Origin of the sequence: Kitasatospora sp. NPDC052868, assembly GCF_044547105.1 — a bacterium.
GTDB lineage: Bacteria > Actinomycetota > Actinomycetes > Streptomycetales > Streptomycetaceae > Kitasatospora.
The window spans coordinates 344066-355896 of the sequence record NZ_JBITZW010000003.1 but is presented as its reverse complement, the minus strand read 5'-3'; the positions used below and the strand labels follow the sequence as shown (position 1 = coordinate 355896).

10 protein-coding genes are annotated in these 11831 nt (G+C 72.8%); all 10 read right to left on the bottom strand.

All coding sequences use genetic code 11. The features are described from left to right. Positions 1–104 precede the first annotated feature (104 nt). The 10 genes from ACIGZJ_RS08000 to ACIGZJ_RS07955 all read right to left on the bottom strand — a co-directional run bounded on the left by ACIGZJ_RS08000 (position 105) and on the right by ACIGZJ_RS07955 (position 11805). A complete protein-coding gene (locus ACIGZJ_RS08000) occupies positions 105–728 on the bottom strand; it encodes a protein-tyrosine-phosphatase (RefSeq protein WP_396456455.1) in 624 nt (207 codons plus the stop codon). 47 nt (positions 729–775) lie between these two features. Continuing rightward, positions 776–1423 carry an L-threonylcarbamoyladenylate synthase gene (locus tag ACIGZJ_RS07995; protein WP_396456454.1) on the bottom strand — a complete coding sequence of 216 codons (648 nt, stop codon included), beginning with the start codon at positions 1421–1423 and terminating at the stop codon, positions 776–778. A 190-nt stretch (positions 1424–1613) separates the two neighbouring features. Further along, positions 1614–2480 (bottom strand): peptide chain release factor N(5)-glutamine methyltransferase, encoded by an 867-nt coding sequence (gene prmC / locus ACIGZJ_RS07990; protein WP_392929264.1) that lies wholly within the window; start codon positions 2478–2480, stop codon positions 1614–1616. 43 nt (positions 2481–2523) lie between these two features. Further along, positions 2524–3600 (bottom strand): peptide chain release factor 1, encoded by a 1077-nt coding sequence (gene prfA, locus ACIGZJ_RS07985; RefSeq protein ID WP_396456453.1) that lies wholly within the window; start codon positions 3598–3600, stop codon positions 2524–2526. A 161-nt stretch (positions 3601–3761) separates the two neighbouring features. Beyond that, on the bottom strand, positions 3762–3983 hold the full coding sequence (gene rpmE / locus ACIGZJ_RS07980; protein ID WP_327680707.1) for a 50S ribosomal protein L31: 222 nt from the start codon (positions 3981–3983) through the stop codon (positions 3762–3764). 137 nt (positions 3984–4120) lie between these two features. Next, the gene (locus ACIGZJ_RS07975) at positions 4121–5302 is read right to left on the bottom strand and encodes an LCP family protein (RefSeq protein ID WP_396456452.1); all 1182 of its coding nucleotides are present in this window, start codon (positions 5300–5302) and stop codon (positions 4121–4123) included. Between the two features lie 126 nt (positions 5303–5428). Then, on the bottom strand, positions 5429–7531 hold the full coding sequence (gene rho / locus ACIGZJ_RS07970; RefSeq protein ID WP_396456451.1) for a transcription termination factor Rho: 2103 nt from the start codon (positions 7529–7531) through the stop codon (positions 5429–5431). A gap of 604 nt (positions 7532–8135) precedes the next feature. Next, positions 8136–9053, bottom strand: coding sequence for a homoserine kinase (gene thrB / locus ACIGZJ_RS07965; RefSeq protein ID WP_396456450.1), 918 nt, complete (start codon positions 9051–9053; stop codon positions 8136–8138). A gap of 362 nt (positions 9054–9415) precedes the next feature. Then, complete coding sequence (thrC, locus tag ACIGZJ_RS07960; protein WP_392929254.1) at positions 9416–10504, bottom strand: threonine synthase; 1089 nt, start codon at positions 10502–10504, stop codon at positions 9416–9418. Between the two features lie 8 nt (positions 10505–10512). After that, the gene (locus ACIGZJ_RS07955) at positions 10513–11805 is read right to left on the bottom strand and encodes a homoserine dehydrogenase (RefSeq protein ID WP_396456449.1); all 1293 of its coding nucleotides are present in this window, start codon (positions 11803–11805) and stop codon (positions 10513–10515) included. Between the last annotated feature and the right edge of the window lie 26 nt (positions 11806–11831).

Sequence of the window (11831 nt, the reverse complement as noted above, 5' to 3'; positions counted from 1 at the left end):
CGTAGGACCGGGTGCCGTGCAAGGCCTGCCGACGCGGTGGCGGTGCACCCGGCCGGGGGCCGGACGGGGGGTGCCGGCGCCGTCGCAGGTGAGGGTGCGGGCCGTCAGTGGAGCGCGGGGACGCCGGTGAGCGCGGTGACCACCGGGTCCACCGCGTGGAATATCTCCTCGCCGCAGTTGCGGAACATGCCGATCGGCGCGCCGTACGGGTCGTGGACCTCGTCCGACTCCGGGCTGGCCGCCAGCAGCCAGCCGCGCAGCGCGGCGGCGGCCCGGACCAGCGCGCGGGCCCGCTCGGTGACGTCGGCGCCGCGGCGCGGGTCGGGCAGGGTGCCCGGGTCGATCGTGCGCACCAGCCGGGTGAACTCCTTCAGCGTGAAGGTGCGCAGCCCCGCCTCGTGGCCCATCGAGATCACCTGGGCGCGGTGGTCCAGGGTGGCGGTGAGCACCAGGTCGGCCTCGACCACGTGCTCGTCCAGCAGCTCGCGCCCGGCGAAGCCGCCGCTGTCCGCGCCGTACTCGTCCAGCACGGTCGCGGCGTGGTCCTCCATCGGCGCGCCCACGTGGCCCCAGGTGCCGGCGCTCTCCACCAGGATGCGCCCGGCCACCCGGGGGCTCAGCCGGGTGTCCAGCTCACGCCGGGTGAGCCGCTCGGCGATCGGCGAGCGGCAGATGTTCCCGGTGCAGACGAACAGGATCCGAAAGTGGTCCAGGGGCCTCGGGCCCACGCTCAGGTACGGCGATATGCCGGGCCCGGCATGGAGGGAGGCGGCCGTCAACTGCCGGCCTCCAGGTCGGGAACGACCTCCCTCAGCTGCTCGGCGCTGATCGCGCCGGCCCGCAGCAGGACCGGGACCTTGCCCGTGACGTCGACGATGGAGGAGGCGGTGGCGTGGTCGGCCGTGCCGCCGTCCAGGTAGACGGAGATGGCGTCGCCGAGCTGCTGCTGGGCCTCGTCGCAGGTGGACGGGGAGGGGCCGCCGGTCCGGTTGGCGCTGGAGACGGCGAGCGGGCCGGTGGTGTTCAGCAGCTCGATCGCGACCGGGTGCAGCGGCATCCGGACGGCGACGGTGCCCCGGGTGTCGCCGAGGTCCCAGCGCAGCGAGGGCTGGTGCCTGGCGACCAGGGTGAGACCGCCGGGCCAGAAGGCGTCGACCAGCTCCCAGGCCTGCTCGGAGAAGTCGGTGACCAGGCCGTGCAGGGTGGTCGGCGAGCCGACCAGGACGGGCGAGGGCATGTTGCGGCCGCGGCCCTTGGCCTCCAGCAGCGCGGCGACGGCCTCCGGTGAGAAGGCGTCGGCGCCGACCCCGTAGAGGGTGTCGGTGGGCAGCACGACGAGTTCGCCGCGGCGGATGGCCGAGGCGGCCTCGCGCAGACCGGTGGCGCGGTCCCCGGCGTCGGCACAGTCGTAGCGGCGGCTCATCGGTGCGGTCCCCTTCCGAGATGACTCATGACAGCGCGGCCGTGCGGGCCACGGCGCTGGTCGTTCACAGCGCGGCCGTTCGGACGGCCGTGCTGCTCTGCTTGCCGGTCACGACGACGCCGTTCGGGCCGTCGCGGTCCGTGTGGTGGTCACAACGACGCCCTTCGGGCCGTTGTGCTCTGCTCGATCGTCACAACGACGCCCTTCGGGCTGTTGTGAACCGCGGGCGGTTGTTGAGGTCGCGGTGGTCGGCCGCGTCCGTCCAGCCGCCCTCCTCGTTGAAGATCCACGGGACCTGGCCGCCCTGGGTGTCGGCGTGCTCGATCACCACGGCCCCGCCGGGGCGCAGCAGCCTGGCCGCGACCCGTTCGATGCCCCGGATGGTGTCCAGGCCGTCCTCGCCGGAGAACAGCGACATCTGCGGGTCGTGGTCGCGGGCCTCGGGGGCGACGTACTCCCACTCGGTGAGCGGGATGTACGGCGGGTTGGAGATCACCAGGTCGAAGCGGCCGTCCCAGGAGCGGTCGTCCTCGAAGGCCCGGGTGGCGTCGCCCGCGTGCAGGGTGACCCGGGCCCGGTCGGAGCTCGCCTCGATGTTGCGCCGGGTGTACTGGAGCGCGCCCTCGTCCAGCTCGAAGGCGTGCACGGTGGAGCGCGGCAGCTCCTGGGCGAGGGCGAGCGCGATGGCGCCGGAGCCGGAGCAGAGGTCGACCACCAGCGGCTCGGCGACGTCCATGTCCCGGACCGCGTCTATCGCCCACTCGACGACCGACTCGGTCTCCGGCCGGGGCACGAAGACCCCGGGGCCGACCTCCAGCTCCAGATAGCGGAAGAACGCCCGACCGGTGATGTGCTGCAGCGGTTCGCGCGCCTCGCGCCGGGAGACGGCCTCCCAGTAGCGGGCGTCGAAGTCGCCGTCCTTGACGGTGTGCAGCTGGCTGCGCTTCACGTTGTGGACGTGGGCGGCGAGCTCCTCCGCGTCGAAGCGCGGCGACGGCACGCCGGCCGCGGCCAACCGCTGGGTGGCCTGGGCCACCTCGGCGAGCAGCAGGTTCATCCGTACGACCTCTTGTTTCTGCGCTCCGGCCGGTTCGCCGGTCTCAGTTCTGTTGGGCCGCGGCGAGCTTGGCCGCCGCGTCCGCGTCGACGCAGGACTGGATCACCGCGTTCAGGTCGCCGTCCAGGACCTGGTCCAGGTTGTACGACTTGAAGCCCGTGCGGTGGTCCGAGATGCGGTTCTCGGGGTAGTTGTACGTCCGGATCCGCTCGGAGCGGTCCACCGTGCGGACCTGGCTGCGGCGCGCGTCGGAGGCCTCCCGCTCGGCCTCCTCCTGCGCGGCGGCCAGCAGCCGCGAACGCAGGATGCGCATCGCCTGCTCCTTGTTCTGCAGCTGACTCTTCTCGTTCTGGCAGGACGCCACGATACCGGTCGGCAGGTGGGTGATCCGGACCGCCGAGTCGGTGGTGTTGACCGACTGGCCGCCGGGGCCGGAGGAGCGGTACACGTCGATCCGCAGGTCGTTGGCGACGATCTCGACCTCGACCTCCTCCGCCTCGGGGGTGACCAGCACGCCCGCCGCGGAGGTGTGGATGCGGCCCTGGGACTCGGTGGCGGGGACGCGCTGCACGCGGTGCACGCCGCCCTCGTACTTCAGCCGGGCCCAGACGCCCTGGCCGGGCTCGGTGCCGCCCCGGGTCTTCACGGCCACCGCGACGTCCTTGTAGCCGCCGAGGTCGGACTCGTTGGAGTCGATGATCTCGGTCTTCCAGCCGACCCGCTCGGCGAAGCGCAGGTACATCCGCAGCAGGTCGCCGGCGAACAGCGCGGACTCCTCGCCGCCCTCACCCGCCTTGACCTCGAGGATGACGTCCTTCTCGTCGTTCGGGTCCCGCGGCACGAGCAGCAGGCGCAGCTCCTCGGTCAGCACCTCGCGGCGGGCCTCGGAGTCCTTCACCTCGGCGATGAAGTCCGGGTCCTCGGCGGCGAGTTCACGAGCGGCCTCGATGTCCTCGCCGGCCTGCCGCCAGGCGCGGTACACCCGGGTGATCGGGGTCAGCTCGGCGTAGCGCTTGGCCAGCTTGCGGGCGTTCGCCTGGTCCGAATGGACCGCCGGGTCGGCCAGCCTCGTTTCGAGGGCGGCGTGCTCGACGAGGAGCTCTTCGACTGCCTCGAACATGGAGTGGGCCTTCTTCCCGTGAGAACCGGTGGAGTGGGTGGCGCAGAGGGCGCCGGGGCGCGGCCGCCGCGGCGTTCACACGCCGTGGGACGCGAACGGCGCCGGTCCCCAGCGCCCCCGGAACAAGTACGGGGGCACCGGAAACCGGCGCCGAGGGAGCGCTAGGCCTTCGCGCTGTGCTGCTTGCCGAAGCGGGCCTCGAAGCGGGCCACGCGGCCACCGGTGTCGAGGATCTTCTGCTTGCCGGTGTAGAACGGGTGGCACTGCGAGCAGACCTCGGCGCGGATCACGCCACTGGTCTCGGTCGAGCGGGTGGTGAACTCGGCGCCGCAGGTGCAGGTCACATTGGTGACCACGTACTCGGGGTGGACGTTGGGCTTCAAGGGGATCTCCTAGGTTCGGGAGGGCACCGGGTCGGCGGCAGGAATGCCGCACGTGAACCGGGACCGACGTACCAGTCTGCCAGGACCGGCCGCTTCTTCCCAAACCGGGTCGCGCCCCGGGATATTCCGGGCCCGGATCAGCGGTCCGCGGTGGCCTTCGGCGACGGCTTGGCGGTACCCGCGGCGCCCGTGGGGGCCTTGGGAGCCTTGGCCGGGGGCGTGGCCGCCTTCGCGGGGGCCGTGGGCGCCTTCGGCGGGGCCGTGGGGGTCGCCTGGGCGGGATTGACGGGCTGGTCGCCCAGGACGCCCGGCGGGAGCGGCTGGTCGGCCTTCAGGGCCGCCCACAGCTGTCCGGCCTGCGGCTGCTGCTCTATCACGCGGTTGGCGTCGCCGGGGGCCGTCACGACCGGCAGGGTGGCCATGGTGAGCTGGTCCGGGCCGATCCCCTTCAGCTCCTCGGCCAGGCCCACCAGGGAGTTCACCGAGGCCAGCGCCGAGTCGGTGGTGATGCTGCGGGTGAGGGTGTCGCCGAGCGACCAGAGCTTGACCGGGTTGGAGAAGAGCCCGATCCCGCCGGCCTGCTGGAGCAGCGACTTCACCATCTGCTTCTGGAGCTCGATCCGGCCGAGGTCGCTGCCGTCGCCGACCCCGTGCCGGGTCCGGACGAAGGCCAGCGCCTGCTCGCCGCCCAGGTGGTGCTCGCCGGCCGGCAGGTCCAGCCCGCTGTCCTTGTCGTGGATGGCCACCGAGGTGGTCACGGTGGCCCCGCCTATCGCGTCCACGACCCGGGCGAAGCCGGCGAAGTCGATCTCGACGTAGTGGTCCATCCGCAGGCCGGTCAGCTGCTCGGTGGTCTTGACGGCGCACGCGGCGCCGCCGGTCTCGTAGGCGCTGTTGAACATGGCCCGCTTGGCGCCGGCCGCCGCCCTGCCGCTCGCGTCGGTGCAGTCGGGCCGGGCGACCAGGGTGTCGCGGGGGATCGAGACGATGTCGGCGCGCGAGTGGTCCTGGTTGACGTGCACCACCATCGCGGTGTCCGAGCGGGCGGTGTCGCCGGTGTCCCCGCCGGCCAGGGCGCCGTTGCCGCCGGCCCGCGAATCCGAGCCGAGCACCAGCAGGTTGAACGATCCGTCGGTGGCGGCGGGCGGCCGGGCGGTGCCCAGCCGGGCGTCGATGTCGACGCTCTTGATGTTGCCGTTGAGCTTGAAGTACGCGTAGCCGGCGGCTCCGGCACCGAGGACGACCAGCGCGGCGAACGCGCACGCGGCCGTCCGCAGCAGCCTGCGGCGGCGACTCGTAACCCTCTTGTGCTCGGCCATACGATCCAGAGTAAATCGGACAACATGATCAAAAAGGTCCAAGGTGTCCCAACTCTGGAACAAACGCAGAACCCTGGACCGCTCGCGCGATCCAGGGTTCTGTGCCTGCCTACCGGTTACCTACTGTCAGTCGCCGGACCCGGGGGTCGTCTTGGCGATCTGCATCAGGAACTCGGCGTTCGACTTGGTCTGCTTCATCTTGTCCAGCAGCAGCTCGATCGCCTGCTGCGAGTCGAGCGCGTGCAGCACCCGGCGGAGCTTCCAGACGATGGCCAACTCCTCGCTGCCCAGCAGGATCTCCTCCTTGCGGGTGCTGGAGGCGTCGACGTCGACGGCCGGGAAGATGCGCTTGTCCGAGAGCTTCCGGTCGAGCTTGAGCTCCATGTTGCCGGTGCCCTTGAACTCCTCGAAGATGACCTCGTCCATCCGCGAGCCGGTCTCGACCAGCGCGGTGGCCAGGATCGTCAGCGAGCCGCCGTTCTCGATGTTGCGCGCGGCGCCGAAGAACTTCTTCGGCGGGTACAGCGCGGTCGAGTCGACACCACCGGACAGGATGCGGCCGGAGGCCGGCGCCGCCAGGTTGTAGGCGCGGCCCAGACGGGTGATCGAGTCCAGCAGGATCACCACGTCGTGGCCCAGCTCCACCAGGCGCTTGGCGCGCTCGATGGCCAGCTCCGCGACGGTGGTGTGGTCCTCGGCCGGGCGGTCGAAGGTCGAGGAGATGACCTCGCCCTTCACCGACCGCTGCATGTCGGTGACCTCCTCGGGACGCTCGTCGACCAGGACGACCATCAGGTGGCACTCGGGGTTGTTGTGGGTGATCGCGTTGGCGACCGCCTGCAGCACCATGGTCTTACCGGTCTTCGGCGGCGCGACGATCAGACCGCGCTGGCCCTTGCCGATCGGCGACACCAGGTCGATGATCCGGGTGGTCAGCACGCCCGGGTCGGTCTCCAGGCGCAGCCGCTCCTGCGGGTACAGCGGGGTGAGCTTGTTGAACTCGGGGCGGCCGCGGCCGCTCTCCGGGTCCATGCCGTTGACGGAGTCCAGGCGCACCATGGCGTTGAACTTCTCGCGGCGCTCGCCGTCGCGCGGCTGGCGCACCGCACCGGTGATGGCGTCACCCTTGCGCAGGCCGTTCTTGCGGACCTGGGCGAGCGAGACGTAGACGTCGTTGTGGCCCGGCAGGTAGCCGGAGGTGCGCACGAACGCGTAGTTGTCGAGGATGTCGAGGATGCCCGCGACCGGGATCAGCACATCGTCGTCGCCGACCTGCGGCTCGGCGGGGCCGACCTCGAAGCCCTCGCGGCGGCCGCGGCCACGGCGGTCGCGGTAGCGGCCGCGACGGCCACGGCGTCCGTCGCCGAACTCGTCGTCGTCGTAGCCGCCCTGCTGCACCTGCGGCTGGGCGGGCTGCTGGCTCTGGCGGCCCTGCTGGCCCTCGCTCTGGCCGCCCTGCTGCTGGCCCTGCTGGCCCTGGCGCTCGGGACGGTCCGCGCGGTCCCGGCGGTTGCGCCGGTCGCGACGCGACTCGCGGGAGTCGGCGTCCTGCGCGGTCTGGGCCTCGCCGCCCTCCTGGCGGCCCTCGCGCTCGCCGCCCTCGCGGCGGTCACGGCGGTCGCGGCGGTCGCGGCGGGTCTCGGTGCGACCCTCCTCGCGGCCCTCGAAGCCGCGGGTCTCGGCCGGGCGGGCCTCGGCCTGCTTGGCCTCGGTGACCACCGCGGCGGGCGCCTCGGCGACGGCGTCCGCGGTCGGGGCGCCGGCGGCCGAGGTGGCCCGGCGGCGGGTGCGCTCGGTGCGGGCGGGCGCGGCGGCGGCGGTCTCGGCGGCGGCCTGGACCGGGATCTCGATCTGGGCCTGCGCCTCGGCGGCCGGGGTCTCGGCCTGCGCGGCCTTGGTCCGGCGGGCCGGCTTCTCGGCCGGCTCGGCGGTCTCGGCCTTGGCCGCGGCACGCTTGGTGGCGGGCGCGGCGGCGGTGCCGCCGGCGGCGGCGAGCAGCGGGTCCCCGCCGCTCTTCTCCTTGATGGCCTCGATCAGCTGGCTCTTGCGCAGGCGTCCCGTGCCGCTGATCCCGAGCGTCGAGGCGAGCTTCTGCAGCTCGGCCAGGACGAGGCCGTCCAGGCCCGCGGCGGCGGTGCGACGGCGCCGGGCCGGGGCCGCGGGGGCGGCGGCTGCGTCCGACGCCTCGGCGTCCGGGCGCGCGCCCATCAGATCGGTGGTGTCGCTCACTAAGGGTCCTTCCCTGGAGCGGACGTCGGCCTGTCTGGCACGGCGACCGGTTGTGCTGTCCTGACCAACGCTCGACTGCGTCGGTCCGAGGCGGTGATCCCCCGGATGGCGGTAGCCGGTCGGGGGAGGGGCTGCGAGGTGCGGTGCGTGAAGCACGGTGGTGCTGGGTTGGCGCGGTGGGATGGTCGCGTACCGACCCTCCCCCGGCCTCCGGCCGGGTGGTACCCCCACGCTGCCTGCGAATCCCGGGCCCCGTCGCGTGACGGTGGCCCGTGCTCCGCCCGGCATGGCCTCGGAGTGGGGAGGCTGCGGGGTGGGGGTCAGGTGCCGTCACGGCTTCGGGATGCGGCCGCGTGTCGCGCAGGCAGGCTGCGTACGCGCTGCGGTGGGCTCCCGGAGAATCGTCGCCCCGTGCATCGCCGGGACTCCGCTGATGCGGAGTGCTGGGATCGGGACGCGGCGCACCGAGCCCCGGAGGGCACCTGGTGCAGCAATGAGGTTAACACTACCGACCCCCTCAGACATTCCCCAGCCGTGCGCTTGCCAATCGTGTCCGGAGGACCGGGCTCCGGCCGTGCCGGAGCCCGCCTCCCGGACGGGGTGTTCAGACGTCGAGCGGGAGTACCGAGGCCCCGGTCCGGTCGAGTTCCAGCCGGTGCGCGGCGAACGCCTCGCCCGCGAAGTGGACCAGCTTGTCGGCCCCCGCCTCGTCGGTCAGGGCAAGGACGGTCGGGCCCGCGCCCGAGATCACCGCGGCGTAGCCCTCGGCCCGCAGCGCCCCCACCAGCGCGGCGCTGTCCGGCATCGCCGAGGCCCGGTAGTCCTGGTGCAGCCGGTCCTCGGTGGCGGCGAGCAGCAGCTCGGGGCGCCTGGTCAGGGCCTCGACCAGCAGCGCGGCACGGCCCGCGTTGACGGCGGCGTCGGCCAGCGGGACGGTCTTGGGCAGCAGGCCGCGGGCGGTCTCGGTGAGCACCTCGGTGCCCGGTACGAAGACCACCGGCACGACCCGGTCGGACGGCTCCAGGGTGACGGCCTTGGCCGACTCCTCGTCCGTCCACGCCACCGTGAAGTTGCCGCGCAGACAGGCGGCGACGTTGTCCGGGTGGCCCTCCAGCTCGGAGGCGAGGGCCAGCAGCGCGTCGTCGTCCAGGGCGGACGGGCCGCCGATGGTGACGGCGCGGGCGGCCACGATGCCGGCGCAGATCGCGGCCGAGGAGGAGCCGAGGCCCCGGCCGTGCGGTATCCGGTTGGCACAGACGACCTCGAGGCCGCGCGGCTGGCCGCCGAGGCGGTCGAAGGCGGCGCGCATCGAGCGGACCACCAGGTGGCGCTCGTCGCGGGCCAGCGTGTCGGCGCCCTCACCGGCGATGTCGACGGAGAGCCCGGAGTCGGCGACCCGGACCACCACGTCGTCGTACAGACCCAGCGCGAGTCCGAAGGCGTCGAAGCCGGGGCCGAGGTTGGCGCTGGTCGCGGGGACCCGGACCCGGACGGCGGCGGCACGGAACGCAGGACCGGCCATGCGGTGGACTCTCCTGGGGAAATCGGACGGCGCGAAGCGCGTCGGTGCGAGGGTGGGGGGAGGGGGCCGCGGGCCCCGTCCTGGGCGGACGGTCACAGTCGTCGGCGCGGCCCGGGGAGCGGGTCGGGCCCGGGGCATGTGCCACACGGCCGGACCCAGAGTATCGAAGAGAGGTTCCACAGTGGTACACCCCGTGGGCCTTCGATCTGGTGTGTTGCCGCTTCTGGCCGGAATGCGTGCCGAAACGGGCGCGGAATACGCCGCTGAATTGACACAAAAGTGTCAGCCGGAGACGGCGACGGGCCGACCCCCGAAAGGGTCGGCCCGGGGCCTGGATTCGGCTCGGGAGCGGCGGGATCCGGTCAGTCCAGCAGGCCGAGGCGCTGCGCGGCGGCCTCCGCGTCGATCGGGACGATCTGCGGCTGCGGCGCACCGGCCACCGCCCAGTCCGGGTCCTTGAGGCCGTTGCCGGTCACCGTGCAGACGATCCGCTGGCCCGGGTCGACCAGGCCGGCCTCCGCCTTGGCCAGCAGACCGGCCACCGAGGCCGCCGAGGCGGGCTCCACGAAGACGCCCTCCTGCGCGGCCAACAGCCGGTAGGCGGACAGGATCTGACGGTCGGTCACCTTGTCGATGAGGCCGCCCGACTCGTCCCGCGCGGCGAGCGCGAAGTCCCAGGAGGCCGGGTTGCCGATCCGGATCGCGGTGGCGATGGTCTGCGGCTTGAGCACCGGCGCACCGTCCACGATCGGGGCCGAGCCGGCGGCCTGGAAGCCCCACATCCGCGGGGTGCGGGCGGCCAGGCCGTCGGTGGCGTACTCGCGGTAGCCCTTCCAGTACGCGGTGATGTTGCCCGCGTTGCCGACCGGCAGGACGTGGATGTCCGGCGCGTCGCCGAGCATGTCGACGATCTCGAAGGCGGCGGTCTTCTGGCCCTCGATCCGGACCGGGTTCACCGAGTTGACCAGCGCCACCGGGTACTTCTCGGACAGTTCACGCGCAAGGGTGAGGCAGTCGTCGAAGTTCCCGTCCACCTGAAGGATCTTCGCGCCGTGCACCAGGGCCTGGCCCATCTTGCCGAGCGCGATCTTGCCCTGCGGGACCAGCACCGCCGAGACCATGCCGGCGCGCACCGCGTACGCGGCGGCGGAGGCCGAGGTGTTGCCGGTGGAGGCGCAGATGACGGCCTGGGCGCCGTCCTCCTTGGCCTTGGAGATCGCCATCGTCATACCGCGGTCCTTGAAGGACCCGGTCGGGTTGGCGCCCTCGACCTTGAGGTAGACGTCGCAGCCGGTGCGCTCGGAGAGCACCTGGGCGGGGACGAGCGGCGTGCCGCCCTCCAGCAGGGTGACCACCGGGGTGTTGTCGCCGACCGGCAGCCGGTGGCGGTACTCCTCGATCAGGCCGCGCCACTGGTGGGTGTGGGCGCCTCTGTCGATCACGGCGTTCATGGCTGTTCCTACTCCCCTTCGACCCGCATGATGCTGGCCACGTCGCGCACGCTGTCCAGTGCGCGGAGCTTGTCGACCGTCGCCGACAGGGCGGCGTCGGTCGCACGGTGGGTGACCACGACGAGCGAGGCGTCGCCGTCGCGGCCCTGCTGGCGCACGGTGTCGATGGAGACGCCGTGCTCGGCGAAGACGGACGCCACCTGGGCGAGCACGCCCGCGCGGTCGTCCACGTCCAGGCTGACGTGGTAGCGGGTGACCACCTCGTCCATCGGCTTGGCCGGCAGCCGGGTGTACACCGAGTCGCCGGGGCCGGTGGCGCCGGCGAGCTTGTTGCGGCAGACCGCGACCAGGTCGCCGAGGACCGCCGAGGCGGTCGGCGCGCCGCCCGCGCCCGGGCCGTAGAACATCAGCCGACCGGCCGCCTCGGCCTCGACGAACACCGCGTTGTACGCCTCGCGGACGGAGGCCAGCGGGTGCGTGAGCGGGATCATCGCCGGGTGGACGCGGGCGGTGACGGACCCGCCGTCCGCGGCCCGCTCGCAGATCGCCAGCAGCTTGACCACGCAGCCCATCTGCTTGGCGGAGGCGATGTCGGCGGCGGTCACCTCGGTCAGGCCCTCGCGGTAGACGTCCGCCGCGGTGACCTTGGTGTGGAAGGCGATACCGGCCAGGATGGCGGCCTTGGCGGCGGCGTCGAAGCCCTCCACGTCGGCCGTCGGGTCCGCCTCGGCGTAGCCCAGCGCGGTGGCCTCCTCCAGCGCCTCCGAGTACCCGGCGCCGGTGCTGTCCATCTTGTCGAGGATGAAGTTGGTGGTGCCGTTGACGATCCCGAGCACCCGGTTGACCTTGTCGCCCGCGAGGGACTCGCGCAGCGGGCGGATCAGCGGGATCGCCCCGGCCACCGCGGCCTCGTAGTACAGGTCCACGCCGGCCTCGGCGGCCGCGGCGTGCAGCTCGGTGCCGTCCTTGGCGAGCAGCGCCTTGTTGGCGCTGACCACCGAGGCGCCCTGCTTGAACGCCGACAGGATGAGGTGTTTGGACGGCTCGATGCCGCCCACCACCTCGACCACCACGTCGATGTCGCCCCGGTTGACCAGGGCCTCGGCATCGGTGGTGATCAGGTGCTCGGGCACGCCGGGACGGACCCGTCCGGCCCGGCGGACCGCGATACCGGCGAGCTCGACCGGCGCGCCGATGCGCGCGGCGAGGTCGGCGGCGTCCGTCGTCATGATGCGCGCCACCTCGGAGCCCACCACACCACAGCCCAGCAACGCCACCTTCAGCGGCCGCGTACGCATCATCCGACTCCGCTCTGCATTCATCGTGC